Here is a 20,546-nt window from a genome sequence, read left to right on the forward strand (position 1 = left end):
TCCTTTCTCGTCAAAGGCCGGGTGGTATTGGTTGGATTGCTTAGTCGTCCTTGTCGTCTTTCATGACAACGGTGGTCTCGGTGTGGCTGAAGGTGTCGTGCTTCTCGGTCAGGTCGAGCTCGCCGCAGTACTCGTCGGCGTGGGTTGCCTCGTTGGCCGTCTTGAGCTGGCCTACCAGTAGCACGTCTCCGATAATCACGATGATCAGCGGCGCGACGATGTTGATGAGGATGCCCTCGATATCAAAGGCGAGGTAATCCGGATCGAAGGCGTTCTCACCCATAAAGAGAATCTGGGAGAGGACAAATCCGATCACAAAGAACAGCACCGAGGCAATAGCGAGCTTGGGCTTGGAGCAGGGGAGCTCGCCGACCAAGCGGCCGGTCTGGCCGTTCATGGCAAACAGGTAGCTCTTGCCGTTCCACGAGGTGGAGAGCATCCAGACGGGGAACAGGGCGTAGTCGCTGTCTTCCCAGGTGTAGTCGAGCTGCTTGCTTTCGACCGTGGCATCGTCGTATTCGTCGACGACAGTCTCGCGCAGGGCCGAGATCGCGCTTTCTTCCATACGGCGCTCGGCGCGCGCCTTGCAGGTCTCGCAGTCCTCGTCGTAACGGTTGGCGATGTAGCCGGGCATATATGCGACCGAGAACGGACGCAGCGCGTCGTAGTCAAACGGCTCGATGGCGTCCATGTGGCCGTCGGGCATCTTGGACGATCCGTCGACGGGCACGCGCCTAAACGAGATATTGCCCTTGCGATAGGCATCGTAGTGGTCGGTGGTCGTGACGGTGCGGTCGGATTCCTCGGTCACGGTCTCGTTGGTCGCGTCAAAGTACACTTCGCCGTCAACGCGGGCACCGTAGAGCCAAAACGGCACGTAGACACCTTGGACCTCGTCGATGTGGTTGCCGGTGACAAAGCTCTTGGGCAGCAAGATTTTGTCCTTGTAGTGTTCCTTGAGTGCGGCCGTGACGTCGTCGCGCCCGAGCTTAAATGGAATCACCAGGTCGGGCGAGAAGTCGCCAGAGAGCTGGCCAGGCGCCACGGCGGAGTTGCCGCAGTACGGGCAGGTGGTGACGGCGACGGTGCCGTCGGACACGAGCTCGGCGCCGCACGACGAGCAGATGTAACCGGCGTTTTGGGCGAGCTCCTGCACGGCATCGTCGGCAGCAGGTTTGGGAGCTGCGGCTGCGGCATCGGCTTTGGCATCTGCCTTGTCCTGGCGCTCGCGATAGAGGGCCTCGACTTCTTCGACTTCAAAGCGTGAGTCACAGTAGTCGCAGACAAGCTTTTGCTCGGCGCTGGCAAAATGCAGGGGACCACCGCAGGCAGGGCACTGATAGTTAACGCTCTCGAAGGCCATGATCGGTCCTTTCCGTGCCGGAGGCTATGCGCCGATGGCGCCGCCGCAGTATTCGCAGCGCCCACTGGCATCGGGAATGGTGGTGGCTCCGCAGAAGGGGCAGGTCACCGCGGTCTTGGGGGCCTTGGCGGCCACGACGCTGTCGCGCGTCTCCTGGCGCAGCTGCACCAGCGCGTCGCGGACCTCGGTTGCCTGGCGCTTGGCCTCGCGGTATTCGATGGAGCCGCGCTGATCGATGGTGGAGTCGTTTACGCGCAGGTTGATCTCGGTAAAGTACGGCGTGTTGACGTGAATGGTCAGATTAAAGTCGTAATCCAGGTCGTAGCGCGGCGGGTTGTAGCTCTCGCGCTCGCCGTCCTTGGTCTCGCGATAGATTTCGGTGCGATGCTCGTCGATATCCATATCGCAGCCGAGTACCTGCGAGAACTCGATGATGTCGGGATTGGCGTCGCGCCAGCGGCTCTGCGAGGTGATGATCAGCAGGCCCGCGTCCTCATCGAGCATAATATTGGTGCGCCCGGCAGAAAGCGTGTGCGTGGGGTTGAACGACGCCAGACGCTCGGCGTTGGCCTCGCGGTAGGCGAGCTGCTCGCGGATATCGTCCGCGGTGCTGGAGCGATAGCCGTGAAAGTAGGGGGAGAGCTTGCCGGCGCACTCTTTGCACAGGTAGCCTTCATTGATTTTTGTCTTACCTAGAAGTCCCAGCTCGGTACCGCAAATCGCGCACTCTTTCTTCTCGAACATCTTGTCAAAGAAGCCCATGGCTGCCTCCCATCAACTGGTAGCGTGTGTCACTTTTGATGATGGGGGAGTGCGCAGCCTTTCACGATACCCAGACGGCTCAACGAGTCTCCACAACTGGGACACATGGCCCATTTTTCCTACTCATTGGGGACGTACTTAAATGAGTGAAACTACTCATTTAAGTACGTCCCCAATGAGTGCTCGCAGAACGAGAGTGGATAATCTCCCATTTTTGGCCTGCTTGTGGGCTCAAAGTGGGAGATTGTCCACTCTCGTTGTTTGGGTGTCCAAAAATCCCCGCTCGTTTGACGCCTGGGGACACTCTTTGCCGAATGCGGCGGCTGCCGAATGTGGGCGCCGCCCTTGCTATGCCACGGTCACGGCGACCTGAGCGTAGCGGGTGCAGGGGCGCTCGGCGTGCGTCTGCACGGTGAGGGCGAGCACAAGGCGGTCGTCGGGTCGTGCGTCGGCGGGCACGATGAAAGCGGTGTCTACCGTGCATTCTTGCCACAGCGACAGATCCTGGGCGCCTGCATAGCTCGACGGGTCCACGGCGACATCCCAATGTACATCGAAGCCCTTGCCGTCGGGGTCGACGATGGTCGCCGCCAGGGCGACGGGCTCGCCGGCTGCGGCGCTGCGGTCGGCCGTGACCTCGACAACGTGCGCCGGATGCGAGCAGGTCGCCGGATCGTGGGCGCACCATTGCGCGCGGGCGGCAAAGTCTTCCTGATAGGCACGCAGGTAGGGATTGAGATTGTCGTCTGCGGGCGTGCCGATGGAGGCAAAACCGGCGGGCGCGTCCGCATCGGGATGCCCATCAAAAAACATGCGTCCCAGCAGCGTATCGAAGCCGCGGTCGTCGATACCGCGCAGGCCAAACGGTAGCAGCGGAATATAGGTCATGCTGTCGCCTTCGGCCATAAAATCGCCGCGCTCAAACTGCATCGCGGGCATGCCTTCCAGGCCCCAATCCAGACGGGCATGCTTGCCAAACTGAAAGCGCTCAGGCTCGTTTTCGTAGACCTTACCATCGCCATAGAGCATATAGCGTGCCATGAGGGGGCCGTTGCCCTGCGTGAGATTCTGCTCGGGCCAGGGAGCCTTAAACAGCGGCAGCGTATCGGGCTGAGCTGTTTTGGCGTCGAAATAGTTGCCATACATATAGGGCGTACGCCAAAAGATGAGCTCGGGAAAGAGCTCACGTCCATGGTCGAGCCACGAGTTGTCCTGCCCCACGCCATCGGCAACGCCCATCACGCGCACCTTCTGATAGACCCGCTGCTGCACGGCGGGCCACTCGGGCGTGGCGCGATAGCGCTCGGCAATACTCATGAGGGCGCGAACGATCGTATTCATACCACCCCAGCTGAGCAACCATAACGTACGCGGATCATCATCTAAAATCGCCTGCGCAATTACGCGAGACCCCTCAGTTTCCTCAGTCACATCACCCTCAAAGGCTACATTTCCCACAAAGGTGCGCTCGATCATCTGGGCGGGCGTGGGAAACGGCGGCTCACCGGCAGCGGCCGCATTTGCTTGCAACTGCGGCCAAGCCTGGGCATATTCATTACTCCAGAGACTCTCAATCCAATGCTCGGGAAACGGCCGATACTCACGAAGCTCGCCGGCTAGCGGATCGGGCTCATGAGGCACAACAGCCCACTCATAAGAGCGCCGCCCTTTGGTCCGCCAATGCGAATTCACCTCGCCGAGCGTATGAACCCCATCCCCAAGAAAGTGATACTGCGAAGCCGTATACACCACAGCCTGCACATCAAGCAAGTTAAGATACAGAGCCAAATGAACAAGCGAGTTCATATCATCGACTTCCATATCAGTGGTAACAATCACCCGAGTCAACTTTTGGGACATAGGAACAGCTCCAATCAAAATCAATTCAGCCAGTTACGCGCAAGGCAAGACGGGACCCATGCCCCCATCGCCACCGACCCGGCGGCCCGCTAGAAGCGGCCGGCCAGGGTCACAGCAACGTCAACGCAGCGGAGACCGGGGTTTAGTCTTGCAAACATTCCGCAGGGGGCATGGGCAGGCGCAGCGCGAAGCGCAAAGCGCCAGCCCATGCATGCCCGAGGACGTTTGCAAGACTAAACCCCGGTCCCCGCGATGGGAGGGCTTAGCGGTCGACCCTGGCCGACCACTCCCAGCAGCCCACCGGCTCGCCGTCGATGAGTACGTTGCCCCCGTCGAAGTCTTGATAACACAGGTCGTTGAATTGGTGGATCCACACGCCGTGGTTGAACGTCTTCTTGGCCGAGCCGTCGGCCTCGCGATACACGCCGGTCAGGTCCTCGACATGGCTAAAGTAGGTGAGATGCACGTTGGCGCCGGCATCGCGCAGGCGCGCGAACAGCGGCAGCACGGTCTGTTGCGGGTGCACGAGCTCGTCGCCCTTGGAGTGCGTAAACCACAGCGGCGTCTTGGCGAGCGCGGCCACGTCCTCGTCCGTGGCGTTGTACCACGGGGCGCAGCAGGGAAGGCCCGCGGCGAAGAAATCGGGGTAGTCGGCGCACAGGCGCAGGGTCATAAAGCCGCCGTTGGAAAGACCGGCGACCACGATGCGGTCGGTGTCGATGCGGTCGGCATGCTCGGCGACAAACTCGTCGATAAGCGCCTTGAGCACGGAGGAGTAGATGCTCTGGTTGGAGCGACCGAGTTGCTCGACGCCGTTGTCCATCCAAAACGTGGGCGACTGCGGCACGAGCACCCAGGCAAAGCCGCCAAAGTAGCGCTGGATCTGCGCCTGGCTAATGGCCGTCACGCGGTTGCCGATATAGGCGCGCGTGGCGCCTTCGCCCTGCGCGGCGCCCTTGCCCTCGCCGGCGCCGTGCAGATACACCACGAGCGGTGCCTTTTGGGGTACGACCGTTGCCTCGGGCACAAAGGGGTTGAAGCATGCCGAGTCCTCGGCCTTAAAGCTGGGCTCAAAGAAGCCGTATTCGAGCGCGATACCGTCGACGGCGGTCTTTTGCGTGTCGTTGCTCCAGCCTTTGAGCGCAGGGCAGATATCGCCACGGCAGGTGTCGAAGACCAGGCCGCAGGTGGGATCGTCGCCGTCGTTGCCGGGAAGAGCCGCGAGCTGCGTGATGTGCAACTGGTCATCGAGCATGCGCGAGCCCATGACGCCGCCTTCGATCTTTTTGGTCAGGCGCTGCTCGGCGACCTCGAGCGCCACATGGGTGCCCACGGCGAGCTTACGTCCGTTCTCGTCGCACGGATATGCGGCGAGAATGTCGATGTAACCCACGGAGGGCGCGGCATGGTCGGCGCCGCGTTCCTTGCGCATCAGAACATCGCCCGAGCGCTCGTGACGCTCTACATATATATGGAAGGTGTTCGCGTCGATGTCGTTGGCGCGCACGGTGCAGGGCAGGTCGAGTACGACCTTGCTGATCCAGGGGCCAAAGTCGCCCAAGGTGGTGACGGTTGCGTAGGTACACAATTTGAGTTCCATGAGCTGCCTCCCTTGCGCCGCGAATGCCTGGCATCTGCGGCAATACAAACTAAACATGTTTAGTGTAATCTAGAATTGAAGAATAACCAGATGAACTCGGTAAACGGCAAAATTGAACACGTCGTGAACTACTAAACGTATGTTTACTAGCTTCTAGCAGGGATTCTGTTGATGAGTTAACAGATCAGTGAGGTGTTCATCAAAATAAAATCCCACGTAAATGGCTATATATCAATAGAGGGTCAAAGAGACCATCTCCCGCCATTCAAATACGTTCACCCCCGATTTCCTACCGTTCACCGGACTGTAGACGGCAAAATTGCCATAAATTCGGCGCTCCGTGTAAACTAAAGCCCGTAAACGTTCAGTAAACACCTTGTTTACAAAAGCGTATCCAAGGGTCCGGCAACCGTAAGGGGTTATAGTCGCCGGGCCAAAGGCGTGCCTAAGCCCAAGGGGGCTGGCACACGAAGATATGGGGAGGGGTCCCATGGCAGTAGATAACAAGCAGATTGCCACCGATGTCCTCGAGCTCGTGGGCGGTGCGGAGAATGTTTCCGTTGCCACCAACTGCATGACGCGCCTGCGTCTGACGCTCAAGGATAACAGCAAGGCCGACGTGGAGAAGATCAAGAAGGTCAAGGGTGTTCTGGGTTGCCAGTTTGCCGGCAGCCAGCTCCAGGTCATCATCGGCCAGAACGTGCCCAAGGTGCTCGCCGAGTTCGTCGCCATCTCCGGTGTCAAGCAGGGTGAGGCCGTCAACGAGAACCTCGATGCTCCCAAGGAGAAGTTCGAGCTCAAGAACCTGCCCAATATCATCCTCGACTATCTGTCGGGCTCCATGACCCAGCTCATCCCGCTGCTCATGGCCGGCGGTCTGTTCCGTACCATCGCGGCCGTCCTCGGCCCCACCATGCTCGGTGTGCTCTCGGCCGACGACCCGACCTATACGTTCCTCTACACCACGCTGTACGAGGCCACGTTCACCTTTATCCCCATCTACCTGGGTTATGCCGCGGCTAAGAAGCTCGGCGCCAGCCCGGTGCTCGGCATGCTGCTCGGTGGCGCCCTCATGGCTCCTTCCGTGGTGAGCGTCGCCACCCAGGAGGGCGGCGGCATCATCTCCGTCTACGGCATCCAGATCGCTGCTGCCAACTATCAGCAGTCCGTCCTGCCGATCATCCTTTCGGTGCCTGTCCTCTACTTCGTCGAGAAGTTCTTTAAGAAGGTCATGCCCGACGTGCTCTCCACGGTCTTCACGCCGTTCTGCACCATGATCGTCACCATTCCTATCGCCTTCATCGTCCTTGCCCCCGTCGGCAACGAGATCGGTTCCCTCATCGCCAACGCTCTGTTTGGCCTGGCTGATATGGGCGGCATCGGCGTCCTCGTCGTCATGGCCGTCCTCGGCGCCTTCTGGCAGCTCTTCGTGGTCTGCGGTATGCACATGCCCGTCATCCTGCTCGCTCAGGTTCAGATCATCGCTGCTGGCTACGATCCCTTCGTCTTCGTTTCCACCAACTGCGCTATGGCCGCTGTCTGGGGTTGCGCCTTCGGTGCCTTCCTCAAGATGAAGAACCCCGACGAGAAGTCCCTCGCCATCGGCTACGTCATCTCCGCTATCGCCGGCGGCGTCACCGAGCCCGCGCTCTTCGGTATCCTCATGCGCTTCCGTCGCACCATGTTCGGCATGTTCATCGGCGGTGCCATCGGCGCTGTGTTCTCGGGCCTCATGGGCGTCACCTATTACCTCGCAGGCGGTGCCTCCAACTTCCTGGTCTTCACCAACTACCTGCAGGGTGGCCAGATGAACACCGTCTGGGCTATCGTCGGTATGGCAATCTCCTTTGTCATCGCCGCTGCCGTCGTCTTTGCCTGCGGCTTCTCCAAGGAGGAACTCGCCGAGATGGAGGCCTAAGGCCAAGCCATTCGGTCGCATAAGACCTCACCTACACGACAGGGCCCCGTCAGGCGTAAGCCCGGCGGGGCCCTTCTTGCAAGGTAGACTGATGGAGGCGGGTGAGATTCGCCCGCGAGGGTTTGCCAAGCGCCGGGGGCTTTCGCGCGGGGTTACCGCGAAAGCCCCCGGCGGTTCGCAACTCCTTTGTCAAACGAAAGGACATGCAGATGAGTTTGGGAAAGCTGACCGTCAACGGTCGCCAGGACGGCTTTTTGTGCGAGGGCAAACCGTTCTTCTGGTTTGCCGATACGTGCTGGAGCGCATTTACGAGCATCGCCGAGGGCGACTGGGACTACTACCTGACCCGCCGTGCCGAGCAGGGCATGAACGTGCTGCAGATCAACACGCTGCCGCAGTGGGATCGCTGCTGTCCCGATCTGGGCATTTGGCCCTATGCGAGCGAGGACGGCGTGCACTTTGACTGGAACGCGCCCAACCAGGAATACTGGGACCGCGCCCGCCGCATGTGCGAGGCGGCTGTGGAGCACGGCATTCGTCCGGCGCTCGTGCTCATGTGGTGCAACTACGTGCCCGGTACCTGGGGTGCCAAGATCGCCGAGCGTTGCGGTGCCGAGATTATGCCGCGTGAGGAGGTTCGCGCCCACGTTGCCCGCGTCGTCGAGAACCTGGGCGAGTTCGACCCCGTCTACGTGGTGGCGGGCGATACCGACTTTGCCGGCGACGAGGCGATCGCCTATTACGAGGACGCCCTCGACGAGGTCGTCAAGCGCGCGCCCGAGGCACTGCGCACCATGCATATCAACCGCGGTAACCGCACCATTCCGGCGCAGTATCTGGACCGTCTGGACTTTTATATGTTCCAGCCCGGCCACAACTACGAGGGCCAGCCCGAGGCATGGCGTCTGCCGCAGGACTTTATCGCCAACTATCCCAAAAAGCCGATGGTCAACTCCGAGCCTTGCTACGAGCAAATGGGTGCGTCGCGCAACGTCTACTGGCGTTTTACCGCGCAGGATTGCCGCGCGAGCGTATGGTCGTCGATTCTTGCCGGCGCCAGTGCCGGCGTGACCTATGGCGCACACGGCGTGTGGAACTGGCAAACATCGCGCAGCCAGGGTTCGGTCCTGGGCGAGGGCTTTGACATGCCCTTCCGCTGGCAAGAGTGCCTGCAGTTTGCGGGTGTGTGGGACTTTGGCGCGATCGAGCACGTGCTTGCCGCCCTAGGCGCTACGGCTGCCGACGATGCACTTGCCGTGGTTCCGGCGCAGGAGCTCCTCGACGACGCGCGCGAGTCCATCCGTGTGGCGCGCGTTGGCGATCGCATCGTCGCGTACCTGCCGCGTACTACGGCGCTCAAGTTTAAGCTCGACGGCGCGCGTGGCTGGACGGCGACGGTCCTCGACATGGAGGACAAGCGCATCGCAAAGCTGCCCGTCCGTGACAACGGTGACGGCACCGTGCGCGTGGCGCAGCATCCCTTTGAGCACGACGCGCTGGTGATCCTGGCCCCCGGGCGCTAACGGCTCTTCTCCAACATTTACAACCCAGTCCCTTTCATTAGGCTGCGACGGAATGGTTCCTGCATGACGGCTTCAAGCTGCCAAGGGGAGCCATTCCGTCGCACCCTTTGCTTACTCATTGGGTACTCATTGGGTACTCATTGGGGACGTACTTAAATGAGTGGCAGTTGGGGGATACTCCTTGCCGAGTTGGAGCTTGCGCGCGCCCCTTCTGGGTCATGCGGCTCAAAATCGCGGCGTCATGCGGACGGCTGGGGTCGAATTTGCAACATTTCGAACTTGGCTTCGATATTGAGATTGGTTCTTTATTAAAATGGTGTTCCGGACAACAAAGCGGGTGGGGGTTACCATGAGGGACCTGGGAGACACAACCGCATATTTGCGCCGGGGCATGCGGGAGATTCTGTGCCTAGCGCTGTTCTTCTTCACGTTTTTGGCGTGCGAGTATTTCTTTGATGCGCGCATGGCCGAGTTCGTGCCATCGAGTGAGGTCGTCATCTACGAGAGCATCGTTGTCGGCGCGAGCGTGATTGGCTTTTTCGTGCGCCCATTTCTGTACTATCGCCGTCCCCAGACGATCGATGCGACGAGCGATATTACGGGCGTGCTGTTGGTATCGGCGTTGCTGCTGATGATTATGGCAATGCGGTTTGAGGTAGTAATTGCCGGCGGCCTGGTGGCGTGCTGCGCCCTGGGCTATTGCGGATCGACCGCCCATGCCAATCTTGCGCGGCGTTTTGCGCAGACGCCCTGCCTGGCGCGCACCGTGGCGGTTTCCTATGCTGTGGGCATTTTGGTGCAGGTGCTCAACCATATGGTGATGCCTGCGGGCATTCCCCAGCAGTCTGTTCTCATTGCCTGTGCGATTGCGCTGGTGGGGCTGCTTCACGGTGTCCGCCGCGCTAAATTGCGTGATGAGCCTGCGCCCGAGTTCGAGGTCGAGATTGCCGAGCTATCGGTCGATGCGTCGGAGCGTGGCGCCAGGTGGCACGATGACCCCGAGGCAAAGGCGGCCTTTCAGGGTGCCGTGGTGCGTCTGACGGTGGCGACCGCTTGCCTCACCGGCGTGTTCGCGGCCCTCAATGCCGGCCTTACGACCTCGCATGCCGCTGGCGCTATCGATCTGGGCGACTGGCCGCGCTTGCTGCTGGTTGTGAGCGCCCTTGCCGCCGGCGTCCTGTATGACCTGCGTGGGCGTTCGTATATGAATATCATCATGACGTGCGCCGCCATGCTGTCCACGCTCTCGTTCTTTGTACTTATCACCGATGGCAACGGTGGCAACACGCTTGCCGCCACGATTTCGATGTATGCCCGCTGGGCGTATCTGTGGCCGTGCATGGGCCGTGTTATCAACAACGTTTGCTCGATGCTCGTGACGGCTCCGGCAGTGGCGATTATCTCGAGTCAAAACGTGCTGGCGGCAGTGAGCGTCGTGCTCGTGCTGTTTGTCGGCATCGCGATTTCGCTGTTGGGACAGTTTGGACAAGACGGTGAGGGCGAGGCGACGCGCGGCAGGCTGGCGCTTGCCACCGACGATCTTGGCGTGAGCTGTGAGCCCGGCCAGGCCGACACGGTGCCCCTGGAGGCGCCGGAGCTTTCGTTTGACGATCGGCTCGATGGCTTCGTTGCCGCCTTTGGGCTCACCAAGCGCGAGCGCGATGTTCTGGAGGCACTGGTCGTTTCGGACGACAGCGTGCAGGACGTGGCGGCGGCACTCTTCCTTTCGCGTTCCACGCTCTATCGCCACATCGCTTCGATTAACAAAAAGACAGGTGCCTCCTCGCGCGTAGCCCTCATCAACTTCTTCTGGTCCTGGACACCCCAAGACTAGCTAACCACCACAAAGGGGACAGGCACCTTTGTGGTGGTTTTTTACCTGCAAAAATATGAATATGAGACATTTGTCACCTGCCGTTTTGGTGCTCAAAGGCATATGAATGTGATGCTGAGCAGAGCAGAACGGAGGGGGTGCACCTATGGCGTCTCGGGGTTGCGCGTCTAATAAAATTGCGGGCGCGCTTATCGCCGTGGTGGTCTTTGCCGCGGCGGTGACACTCATGCGAGTTTACGTTGCCGGCGACCATGGCGCTCAGGGAAAGACTGCCGCGCAAGTGTCGCTCAACGATTGCGCTGCCGTTCCGGTGGCGGTCAAGCTTATCGAGGACGGGGAGGCGCGGACGGCCTATGAGACCGACGATGCCGAACTGGTCGCATCGACTTTTGCCGCGCTCGATGGCTGCACCGTGGGGGATGCGGTGGATGAGCGGACGAGCGATGCCGGCCGAACGCTCGTCTTTGTCTATACGGATGGCTCGGAGCAATCGGTAGAACTTGAGGGCAAAGACATCGTGCTCGATAAGACGGCGTATCGACTTAACGGTGCCGATGAGTTATGGCGGCAGCTTGCCGCAATCAAAAACAGCTAACGAAATTAGGGATGTACGGGATGAGTGACTTGAGATTCTGCCCGGCGTGCGGGGCGCAGCTGCCTCGGGTCGCCGGCGTGCCGGTGCGATTTTGCCCGGGGTGCGGCGTCCGACTTGAGGGCGTTGTGGGCTACTCGGGCGCCGTGGGGGCTACAGATGGGGCGACTGCCGATGACGATGCGGACGAAGGCGGCGACCCGAGTGTGGACGCGCCGGCCGATGCGCCGGTGGAGACTGCCGGCGTCGCGTCGTCTCGTGACGCAGCCACGACGGATGCGCCTCACATCGGTGACCTTGAGCTTCATGCCGCATGCGATACCTCTGGCGGCCAGGCACTCGCGCAGGTGGTGCTGCCGCGGGGCTGGCATATCGAAGAAGCGCATCTTGAGCGCAGCGGCAGTTTCGACTGCCCGATTTCGGTTGGCGTGACGGCGGCGGGTCCGATGGGTGAGCGGATTATGTACCGCTCCGAGCTCTGCTACGTGGATGCGGGCGCCGTTGCCAAGCGTATCCCCACGCAAACCGAACGCAAGGTGTTTGTGCACGTGGAGGCAGCTTGCGACGAGCTGGCTCAGGCCTGTGCAGCACGGCTGGGCGCGCGGGCAGAGGTTGTTGCCGAGCAACCGTACCCATCGAGCGCGGCGGTCGATATCGAGCGCGAGCGTGCCCGCGTAAAGCGCGAGGCGGCAAACGACTTTGCAATCCAGGGCTTTTCGATGGAACCGAGTGATGTGGTCTATGAGTGCCGCATGCGTCGATATCGGCTCACGGGCGCTCCGGTGCCCACCGAGCTCGCGGTGGCGGCCAAAGTCGAGGGCTATATGTTTTCAATCGAAGGCGTCGCGGGTTCTATGGGCAAAGGTGTTGCCGCTGGGGCCGAGGCGCTGCTGGGCGCGAGCCTTTCGAGTGGGCTGATCGGCGGTGTTTTGGGCAAGCGCCTGCGCGAGCGCAAGGCGGCGGCAGCGGCGGGACAGGGCGTCGCGCAAGAACAGCCCACGGGTCGAGGCGGTTGCCCGGACGGAGCGTCGTTCGAGCTGGGTGCGGCCGACCTGCTGCAGTGGCGTATCAGGGACAGCTTCTGTTTGGCTGCGCCAGAAGGTCGCCTGGACGAGGCGGCCTCCACGGCGCTTGCATCAATGGCGTCGACTCTGCGGCTCAATCCAGCGATTGCACGCGAAGCGTCAGCTCAAAAGCAACAGATGGTGCTTGAGCAGCGCCAACGCACGCAGATGAACATTGCCCAGCAGCAACAGCAGTTTGCAGCCTGGCAACAGATGCATGCCTCGCAACAGGCGGCATTCGACAGCTACCAGCAGGCGTGGTTCGATCGCAGCGACCGTCAGCACGCCGCGAATATGGCTGCCAGCGCCGCCAATTTTTCCAGCGCGGGCGTGGGGACGGGCACCGCTTCGTATTCCGATGCCATTCGCGGGGTCAACCATTACACCAGACCCGACGGCACCGATGTCGAGGTCTCGGTGATGGCCGACCAGGCCTGGGTCAACGGTTCGGGCGATGTGATCGGTACACGCGATGGTTTTGAACCTGGTTTTGGCTGGACGGAACTGCCTCGTCAATAGCGTGGGGTGGCTTATGTGTGAATCGATGCCGGGTGTGTTTCTCGGCATTGTGCTAAAGAACGGGAAAGGAACAATGATGAGGGAGACGGTACTTTCGCGCACGGCATTTGTCGCGGCGGCGGGAACGGCGCTGCTGACGCTTGTGGGGTGCGGCGGACAGCGGACGCAGGATGCGACGGGTTTTAACGACGACCGCCCGGTAAAGGACAAGATGGACGCGGGTGCGACGTCGGGCGATTCCGGCGACGCGGACAGCGGCTCGGCGGATGCGTTCGATACGTGGTCGGATGATTGCTGGGATGCGCACCGCAACATCAGCATCGCGGCGCTCCTCGAGCTTAAGGGCTGGCAGTTGCAGGAGTTTGCCTCGCAGCAGGGCTATACCTGGCAAGACGCGCTCGAGATGTACGAGGACGAGGCGGGACACGTGCTCAGCGTCTGCAATATCAGCAAGGACGGCGCGACCGAATGGCTCGGCGAGGACGAAATCGGAAAGCTCGACAAGGGCGGCACCGGAAGCACCGTGATGTTCACGCTGCAACTTTCGGGCTATTCGAGCTGCGAGGATGTTATCGCGGGCTTTTCCGTGCCGGTCGAGGACCGGGCGCAGATTACTTCGGGCTCATGGATCGCGTGCGTATACGGTTCCAACATGGCGCGGCACGTTGCCATGGCGAGCCCGATGGAAAACGGTGACTACCGCTTGGATCTCATTACCGAGGAGGCTATCAAGACCGGTAGGTTTACCCAGGGTGGCGGTGCTCCGACGATAGACGAATTTTGGCAGGAAAAGACTGGACGCGCGCTCGGCTAGGTGCGACGTGGCCAATACCATAGCGAGGAACGAACATGATGAATGAAGTGACGATGAACCGTGCGGCCTTTGTGGCGGGCGCGGGTGCGCTGGCTTGTGCGCTGGCTGGCTGCTCGGGCGGATTGGGCGGCGCGGGCGGTGCCAAGAAAGCGACCACGGCGGACGCCGCCTGTGTAGACGACAACGCCAACGTGACGGTCTATGCTGCGATCAACTTGGACGGCGCCGACCTGGTGCGCCTGCTCAAGCATCAAAACTATGAGTGGCAAGGCGAGAGCGTGGGCTACGGTGCCGCCGATGACGCGGGGCTTTTCGCCTTTACCTTTTCTAAGATTTCGGATGATGTGGACGAACTTGCGAACAGCGCGATACCGCTTTCGGAGTCCGAGTACGAGGAACTTGAGCCGGGCGGCGGAGACGATAGCGTGGCGATTTTGCTCTCGGTGGGCGGCTATACGACGGGCAATCGTGCGCTCACCGGCGCAATCGGCGATGCGGCGATAGTGCAGGAGAAGTGCACAATCGACGATTCCGTGTATTGGCTGGTCAAGGCGCTCGACGGCAGCCGTTACGTGATTTCGGCCTACGACACCGAAGATGATGGCGACAGCGCGCATGACATCTATATCTATAGTGAGTCTTTTATTCACACCGGTTATCTGAGCGGCGGCGACCAAATCGATATTGACGAACTCTGGAGCCGCCTGACCAATGCCTCGTAGCGCACCAAAACCACCACAAAGGGGACAGGCGCCTTTGTGGTGGTTTTGCCCTTGGGTTGTCTACTGTGGCGGCTCACCGTGCTAAAGCAGCTCACCGTGGCGGGCAATGTAGCGGTGCTTTGCCAGCTGGGTGAGCGCGATGTAGGCGGTAACGATGCCGATGAGCAGAGCGAAAAAGCTCGCGGGTAGTGTCATGAGGCCGAGTGCATCGGCGATGGGGCTTGCCGGCAGCCAGGTGACGAGCGCCAGGCCCAGCACGGTGAGGACGCACAGCGCGGGCGCGGCGTGGTCGCGCGGGCTCGGCAGGCGCGGGGAGCGCAGCATATGGATCACGAGCGTCTGCGACCACATGGACTCAACGAACCAGCCGCTCTGGAAGAGCGCCGCAAAGGCCTCCATGCCCGTGACGTTGCCCGCGGCGGCAAGCTCGGCCCAGCTCGCGCCCACGGCGGCGGGGCACACCACAAAGAAGAGCGCGGCGAAAGTCGCGATATCAAACAGTGAGCTCACGGGGCCCAGCTCGAGCATAAAGCCCTTGATGGACGCGGCGTCCCAAGCACGCGGACGGGCAGTCCAGGCGTCGTCGACGGTGTCCCACGGCAGCGCGATGCACACGATCTCGTAGACCAGCGACAGCAGCACCAACTGCAGAGCGCTCATGGGCAAGAACGGCAAGAACAGGCTCGCGACGGTCACGGACAGCACGTTGCCAAAGTTGGAGCTCACCGTGGTCTTGAGGTACTTGAGCAGGTTGCCGTAGGTGCGGCGGCCTTCGATGATGCCGCGCTCGAGCACGCCCAGGTCTTTCTGGAGCAAGATGATGTCGGCGGATTCCTTGGCGATGTCGACGGCCGAATCGACCGAGATGCCGCAGTCGCTCGCACGCATGGCGGCGGCGTCGTTGATGCCATCGCCCATAAAGCCCACGGTGTGGCCGAGCAGCTCGCGCATGACACGCACCAGACGCGCCTTCTGCAGCGGCGAGAGCTTGGCGAAGAGGTGGGTGTTCTCGGCGCGCTCGGCAAGTTCGGCGTCATCGAGCGCATCGATCTCGGAGCCGAGCAAGACGTTGCTCGCGTCGATACCGATCTGTTCGCAGACGGTGGCGGCAACGCGGTCGTTGTCGCCGGTCAGGACCTTGACCGCCACACACTTGGCCTCGAGCGTGGCGACGGCGCCCGCGGCACTCGCCTTGGGCGGATCGAGGAAGGCCAAAAAGCCCATCAACACCATGTCGCATTCGTCGGCGATGCCAAACTCGCCTACGCAGCGCGGATTGGTTTTCTGTGCCACGGCAATCACGCGCAGGCCCTCGGCATTGAGCCCGGCGACCTGCTTGCGAATCTGGGCGAGCTTATCTTCGGTAAGCGGCTGGGCGGCGCCATCGACCTCGACAAAGGAGCAGATCTCGAGCATTTCCTCGGCAGCTCCCTTGGTGACCATCTGGGTTTTGCCCTGGGCGTCGGCGACAACGACGCTCAGGCGGCGGCGCGAGAAATCGAAGGGCACCTCGTCGACCTTGGTATAGCGGTCGCGCAGGCTCTGGCCCAGCATAGAATCGGGCACGACGGTCGAGGGCGTCACATCGGCACGGTCGATGACGGCCAGGTCGATAAGGTTTTTGAGGCCGGTCTGGAAGAAGCTGTTCAAAAACGCATGGCGCAGCACGCGCGCATCCTCGTTGCCGTCGGTGTTGAGGTAGCGCTCGAGCACGATGCGGTCTTCGGTGAGGGTGCCGGTCTTGTCGCAGCACAGGACGTCCATCGCGCCGAGGTTTTGGATCGCCGGCAGCTCCTTGACGATAACCTGGCGGCGGGCGAGGTCCTTGGCGCCCTGCGACAGGCTCGTGGTCACGATGACGGGAAGCATCTGCGGCGTGATGCCCACGGCCACGCTCGTGGCGAACAACAGCGCATCGATGACGTTGCCCTTGGTGGCGGCGTTGATGGCAAAGACGGCCGGCGCCATAACGAGCATGAGGCGTACGAGCAGCATGGAGACGCTCGAGACGCCGCGGTCAAACGCGCTCTTCTCGCCGTGCCCGTTGAGCATCTTGGCGATGCCGCCCAGGTAGGTGTCCGAGCCGGTGGCAACGACAAGCGCCATTGCAGTGCCGTTTTGCACGGAGGTGCCGGTAAAGACGATGTTCTTGCAGGCGGAGAGTGGCAGCGCGGAGCCGTTGGCACCCTCGACGACCGCGGCGGAAGCGGTCTTCTCGACGGCGTTGCTCTCGCCGGTGAGTGCGGAGTCGATCGCAAACAGATCGCGCGCGGTGATGATACGGGCGTCGGCCGGCACCATATCGCCGGCAGAGAGGCGGATCACATCGCCGGGGACGAGCTCGTCGAAGGGGATCTCGAGGCGCTCGCCGTCGCGCAGAGCGCAGCAGGTGTTGGAGACCAGGTCCTTGAGGGCCTCGGCCGCATTGCCGCTGCGGGCTTCCTGGATAAACTTCATGCCGCCCGATACCAGCAGCATGATGCCGATGACGATGACCGTGGAGGGGTCGCGCTGCGGCTCGGGCACGGCGAGCACGTCGATATAGAGCGAGACCAGTGCGAGCGCGGCGAGGATGCCGGCGAAGGGATCGATGAATGCGTCGGCGATGCGGCGGGCGAGCGTCTTGGTCGGCGCCTCGATGGTGTTGGGGCCGACCGCGCTCAGGCGCTCGGCGGCGTGCTCGGCGGTGAGTCCGCCAGCCGTGGCGTCGAGCAGCACGAGGGCGTCCTCGGCGCTATGGGTGGCGGCGAATATGGTGTTCTTGGACAGGCCGGCGTGAGCGGCAGGGCGCGCCGTGCGGCGGCGCTTGGAGATAGCTTCGAGTACCGTGGCGGTTTTGAGCATCAGCATAGGGTCCTCCTTGTTGAAGGGAGTTAGCGTACGTGTCGTATGTGCTTCAAAAAACCTAGATGTCGCTCACGTCATGCTCGCGAGCTACCACAAAGGGGACGGGCACCTTTGTGGTGGTTTTGACGGTCGGCTGTTGGCGCTTATGCGTGTGCGGAATCCTCGCGGCGTGCCGAGGGCGACATGCAGGTTTTTCGACTATGACTGCCTTCCATGGCACACCTCCTTAAGGCCGGGCGCGATGCGCTTCAGGTATCACGTACCCGTTACAATCCGCCCGTATTCTTGATGAGGGGGTTTGTCGTGTCAACCCCTTTGTTTGGAAAACCATTGCCCCTGACAAAGCCTTTACAGAATGCCGAGACCCCAAAGCGCGCCCGCAACGCGCCCTGCCTGCGCTAAACTGGAAGGCACGTACGCGATTACGAGAGGAGCCCGCATGGAGGCTTACAAGCAAGAGTTCATCAAGTTCATGGTTGAGTCCGACGTTCTTAAATTCGGCAGCTTTACGCTCAAGAGCGGCCGTCAGTCCCCGTTCTTTATGAACGCCGGCGCCTATGTGACGGGCTATCAGCTCAAGAAGCTGGGCGAGTATTACGCCCAGGCCATCCACGATAACTTTGGCGACGACTTTGACGTGCTGTTTGGACCGGCCTACAAGGGTATTCCGCTGGCCGTCGTGACCGCAATTGCCTACCACGAGCTGTACGGCAAGGAGGTCAAGTACTGCTGCGATCGCAAGGAGGCCAAGGACCACGGCGCCGACAAGGGCAACCTGCTGGGCTACGAGCCCCAGGACGGCGACCGCGTGGTCATGGTCGAGGACGTCACCACCAGCGGTAAGTCCATCGACGAGACCTATCCCAAGGTCAAGGCTGCTGCCGATGTCGAGATCAAGGGCCTCATCGTGTCCCTCAACCGCATGGAGGTCGGCAAGGGTGGCGTGACCACCGCGCAGAAGGAGATCGAGGCCAAGTACGGTTTCCCCGTCGCGAGCATCGTCTCCATGGCCGAGGTCGTCGAGACCCTCTACAACCACGAGATCGACGGCAAAGTCGTCATCGACGACGAGCTCAAGGCCGCTATCGACGCCTATTACGAGCAGTACGGAGCTCGTTAGTTACGGCGTTTTACCAAACGCCGTAACTGCTCGACGCTGCAAACCCGCCAGAGCGGCAATCTGCCTTTCAACTTCGACGGCATGATCAAAAGATCAATGCCGCCTCGTTTCAAGGCACCTTGCTCGCTCTGGCGGGTTTTCGCTGTCGCTACCAAAACATCGGCGTTGCCGTGGTAGTCATTGGGGACAGACATAAATGAGTAGTCATTGGGGACGTTCTTAAATGACTACTCAGGATGAGCGTCCAAAAATCCGCGCTCGTTCGATTGGCGCATGTCTACGCAGCGTAGGTTGTCGAGCCTGGCCTTCAAATGGATACTGACTGTCGAACCGGTTCACTCCATTTCTTCAATTTGATTGGACAGCCCATGAACCAGACACGGCAAACCAATGCCTCCCATACTTTTTTGGCAGCGCATGCCATCAAGCAGCTGCGCGAAGAGCGCGGCCTCACCCAGCGCGCCCTGGCGGAAAGCCTTGGCGTGACCGATAAAGCCGTCAGCAAGTGGGAATCCGGCCGCGGCCTTCCCGACATTTCCCTCGTTGAGCCTTTGGCCCAGAGACTCGGCATAAGCGTGGCTGAGCTTTTGGCTGGTGACATTCGGGCCAACGCCAACCGTGCAGGCAATATGCTCAAAGGCGTCTTTTACGTTTGCCCTATCTGCGGAAACGTTGTGCACGCGCTCGGAGAAGGCAGCTTTAGCTGCTGTGGCTCCACGATGTTTCCCCAGGAGGCCGAAGAGCCGGACGCGGACCATGCCTTTTCCATCGAGCGCATCGAGGACGATTGGTACGTCACGCTCGATCATCCCATGACCAAGGATCACTACATTAGCTTTGTGGCATATGCGACTATGGACGGCATCTGCTTTAAGAAGCTCTATCCAGAGCAATCGGTGCAGCCGCGCTTCCATATTACCGGGCGCGGCAGGATATATCTTTACTGCAACCAACACGGACTCTTTACGTCGCTGACGCCTCGCAAATAACGGCTGTCTATCCGCCCTCCTCATGCGTTCCCGGGGGACCCAAAATGAGCGTGGATAATCTCCCGGTTTTGGCCTGTGCGCGGGCTCAAAGTGGGAGATTATCCACGCTCGTTATCTGAGTGTCCAAAAATCCACACTCGTCGCTACTTGAGTCCGGGCAGGCGGGTGTAGGGGAACGAGCGCTCTAGGAACTCGGAGCAGCGGGCGTAATCTTTGGCAAAGTAGCTGCTATAGAGCGAATCGAGTACGTATTGCACGGCGATATGGCTGGCGAACTGCGTGATGCGGTGCGTCATGCTCTCGTGGTCGCTTACCGTGAGATAGGCGGCAAAGCCGGGGTGAATGCGGGCACAGTACGGCGTGCCGATGACGATGACCGGGACATGTCGACTGCTAAGGATCGGCAAGATCTCCTTGAGGTTGGGGGCAAGGCCGCTGTAGGAGATGACGATTGCCACATGGTCGGGACCCGAGGCGAGCGCCGTGCGCACCTGCGCCTCGACGCTGTCGTGGCACGTCGCGCTTTTGCCGGCGGAAAGCAGGCGATCGCGGAACATTCCCGCTGGATACAGGTTATGCGAGCCCGTGTAGATGTCCACGGTGCCGGCGCGCATGATGAGCTTGGCGGCGTGGTCGAGCTGTGCAGGGTCGAGCAGCTCCTGCGTTTCGGCCAAGGTGGTCTGGTAGAGCCCCTCCATGCGCTCCATCACCTGCGCAGGGGCGGAGGTGGCATCGAAGGGAAAGTTGATGTCCACGTCGCGCCGGTTGCCCGCCTCGGTCGCCTGGCGGATGAGCTCGACCTTGAGGTCTTTGAATCCCTCGAGGCCGAGCTTTTTGCAAAAGCGGTGCACGCTCGCGACCGAAACGTTGGCGCACGCGGCAAATTCCTTAATGGAAAGCCCGCGCACATCCTCGCCCATGGCGAGGGCCGTTCGCCCAAGTTGTTGCTCGGTGGGGGTGAGGCTTTTGCCCTGCGTGATCTTTCGCCTGATATCCATATGGCTCCTATGCGTTTGCGT

At 61.1% G+C, this 20,546-nt stretch carries 15 protein-coding genes; 9 read left to right on the forward strand and 6 right to left on the reverse strand.

Translation table 11 applies throughout. From position 1 onward, the window contains the following. Window positions 1–40: 40 nt before the first annotated feature. The 4 genes from DW943_RS08865 to DW943_RS08880 form a co-directional block, all read right to left on the reverse strand. Complete coding sequence (locus DW943_RS08865) at window positions 41–1,363, reverse strand: hypothetical protein (RefSeq protein ID WP_117862801.1); 1,323 nt, start codon at window positions 1,361–1,363, stop codon at window positions 41–43. Between the two features lie 24 nt (window positions 1,364–1,387). Beyond that, window positions 1,388–2,125, reverse strand: a complete 738-nt coding sequence (locus DW943_RS08870; protein WP_117862802.1) for a DUF4428 domain-containing protein — start codon at window positions 2,123–2,125, stop codon at window positions 1,388–1,390. A gap of 348 nt (window positions 2,126–2,473) precedes the next feature. Beyond that, a complete protein-coding gene (locus DW943_RS08875) occupies window positions 2,474–3,985 on the reverse strand; it encodes a nucleoside hydrolase-like domain-containing protein (protein ID WP_117862803.1) in 1,512 nt (503 codons plus the stop codon). A 262-nt stretch (window positions 3,986–4,247) separates the two neighbouring features. Next, a complete protein-coding gene (locus DW943_RS08880) occupies window positions 4,248–5,585 on the reverse strand; it encodes a prolyl oligopeptidase family serine peptidase (RefSeq protein ID WP_117862804.1) in 1,338 nt (445 codons plus the stop codon). 490 nt (window positions 5,586–6,075) lie between these two features. On the opposite strand from DW943_RS08880, the gene DW943_RS08885 reads away from it, so the two are divergent. The 7 genes from DW943_RS08885 (at window position 6,076) to DW943_RS08915 (ending at window position 14,571) form a co-directional block, all read left to right on the forward strand. Next, a complete protein-coding gene (locus DW943_RS08885) occupies window positions 6,076–7,503 on the forward strand; it encodes a PTS transporter subunit EIIC (protein ID WP_117862805.1) in 1,428 nt (475 codons plus the stop codon). Window positions 7,504–7,712: 209 nt separating this feature from the next. Next, the gene (locus DW943_RS08890; RefSeq protein ID WP_117862806.1) at window positions 7,713–9,026 is read left to right on the forward strand and encodes a DUF4038 domain-containing protein; all 1,314 of its coding nucleotides are present in this window, start codon (window positions 7,713–7,715) and stop codon (window positions 9,024–9,026) included. Window positions 9,027–9,375: 349 nt separating this feature from the next. Then, complete coding sequence (locus tag DW943_RS08895; RefSeq protein WP_158566147.1) at window positions 9,376–10,860, forward strand: helix-turn-helix transcriptional regulator; 1,485 nt, start codon at window positions 9,376–9,378, stop codon at window positions 10,858–10,860. 145 nt (window positions 10,861–11,005) lie between these two features. After that, complete coding sequence (locus tag DW943_RS08900; protein ID WP_117862808.1) at window positions 11,006–11,455, forward strand: hypothetical protein; 450 nt, start codon at window positions 11,006–11,008, stop codon at window positions 11,453–11,455. Window positions 11,456–11,475: 20 nt separating this feature from the next. Next, window positions 11,476–13,035 (forward strand): zinc ribbon domain-containing protein, encoded by a 1,560-nt coding sequence (locus tag DW943_RS08905; RefSeq protein WP_147348651.1) that lies wholly within the window; start codon window positions 11,476–11,478, stop codon window positions 13,033–13,035. A gap of 76 nt (window positions 13,036–13,111) precedes the next feature. Then, on the forward strand, window positions 13,112–13,849 hold the full coding sequence (locus tag DW943_RS08910) for a hypothetical protein (protein WP_117862810.1): 738 nt from the start codon (window positions 13,112–13,114) through the stop codon (window positions 13,847–13,849). Window positions 13,850–13,884: 35 nt separating this feature from the next. Further along, window positions 13,885–14,571 carry a hypothetical protein gene (locus tag DW943_RS08915; protein ID WP_117634529.1) on the forward strand — a complete coding sequence of 229 codons (687 nt, stop codon included), beginning with the start codon at window positions 13,885–13,887 and terminating at the stop codon, window positions 14,569–14,571. A gap of 81 nt (window positions 14,572–14,652) precedes the next feature. Here the strand turns inward: DW943_RS08915 and mgtA are convergent, their stop codons facing one another. After that, on the reverse strand, window positions 14,653–17,421 hold the full coding sequence (gene mgtA, locus DW943_RS08920; protein ID WP_117862811.1) for a magnesium-translocating P-type ATPase: 2,769 nt from the start codon (window positions 17,419–17,421) through the stop codon (window positions 14,653–14,655). Window positions 17,422–17,857: 436 nt separating this feature from the next. Between mgtA and pyrE the strand changes: the two genes are divergently transcribed. Together pyrE and DW943_RS08930 are read left to right on the forward strand one after the other, a co-directional pair. Next, a complete protein-coding gene (gene pyrE / locus DW943_RS08925) occupies window positions 17,858–18,538 on the forward strand; it encodes an orotate phosphoribosyltransferase (protein WP_089573524.1) in 681 nt (226 codons plus the stop codon). Between the two features lie 368 nt (window positions 18,539–18,906). Beyond that, window positions 18,907–19,527 carry a helix-turn-helix domain-containing protein gene (locus DW943_RS08930; RefSeq protein ID WP_055250846.1) on the forward strand — a complete coding sequence of 207 codons (621 nt, stop codon included), beginning with the start codon at window positions 18,907–18,909 and terminating at the stop codon, window positions 19,525–19,527. A 143-nt stretch (window positions 19,528–19,670) separates the two neighbouring features. Here the strand turns inward: DW943_RS08930 and DW943_RS08935 are convergent, their stop codons facing one another. Next, complete coding sequence (locus DW943_RS08935) at window positions 19,671–20,525, reverse strand: MurR/RpiR family transcriptional regulator (protein ID WP_117634523.1); 855 nt, start codon at window positions 20,523–20,525, stop codon at window positions 19,671–19,673. Window positions 20,526–20,546: the final 21 nt, after the last annotated feature.

It is taken from the genome of Collinsella sp. AM44-11 (assembly GCF_003467145.1).
Classification (GTDB): domain Bacteria; phylum Actinomycetota; class Coriobacteriia; order Coriobacteriales; family Coriobacteriaceae; genus Collinsella.

Bases quoted from the DNA above. Each gene is read 5' to 3' on its own strand.
- DW943_RS08865 (WP_117862801.1), bottom strand. From the start codon at position 1,363: ATGGCCTTCGAGAGCGTTAACTATCAGTGCCCTGCCTGCGGTGGTCCC.
- DW943_RS08870 (WP_117862802.1), bottom strand. From the start codon at position 2,125: ATGGGCTTCTTTGACAAGATGTTCGAGAAGAAAGAGTGCGCGATTTGC.
- DW943_RS08875 (WP_117862803.1), bottom strand. From the start codon at position 3,985: ATGTCCCAAAAGTTGACTCGGGTGATTGTTACCACTGATATGGAAGTC.
- DW943_RS08880 (WP_117862804.1), bottom strand. From the start codon at position 5,585: ATGGAACTCAAATTGTGTACCTACGCAACCGTCACCACCTTGGGCGAC.
- DW943_RS08885 (WP_117862805.1), top strand. From the start codon at position 6,076: ATGGCAGTAGATAACAAGCAGATTGCCACCGATGTCCTCGAGCTCGTG.
- DW943_RS08890 (WP_117862806.1), top strand. From the start codon at position 7,713: ATGAGTTTGGGAAAGCTGACCGTCAACGGTCGCCAGGACGGCTTTTTG.
- DW943_RS08895 (WP_158566147.1), top strand. From the start codon at position 9,376: ATGAGGGACCTGGGAGACACAACCGCATATTTGCGCCGGGGCATGCGG.
- DW943_RS08900 (WP_117862808.1), top strand. From the start codon at position 11,006: ATGGCGTCTCGGGGTTGCGCGTCTAATAAAATTGCGGGCGCGCTTATC.
- DW943_RS08905 (WP_147348651.1), top strand. From the start codon at position 11,476: ATGAGTGACTTGAGATTCTGCCCGGCGTGCGGGGCGCAGCTGCCTCGG.
- DW943_RS08910 (WP_117862810.1), top strand. From the start codon at position 13,112: ATGAGGGAGACGGTACTTTCGCGCACGGCATTTGTCGCGGCGGCGGGA.
- DW943_RS08915 (WP_117634529.1), top strand. From the start codon at position 13,885: ATGATGAATGAAGTGACGATGAACCGTGCGGCCTTTGTGGCGGGCGCG.
- mgtA (WP_117862811.1), bottom strand. From the start codon at position 17,421: ATGCTGATGCTCAAAACCGCCACGGTACTCGAAGCTATCTCCAAGCGC.
- pyrE (WP_089573524.1), top strand. From the start codon at position 17,858: ATGGAGGCTTACAAGCAAGAGTTCATCAAGTTCATGGTTGAGTCCGAC.
- DW943_RS08930 (WP_055250846.1), top strand. From the start codon at position 18,907: ATGAACCAGACACGGCAAACCAATGCCTCCCATACTTTTTTGGCAGCG.
- DW943_RS08935 (WP_117634523.1), bottom strand. From the start codon at position 20,525: ATGGATATCAGGCGAAAGATCACGCAGGGCAAAAGCCTCACCCCCACC.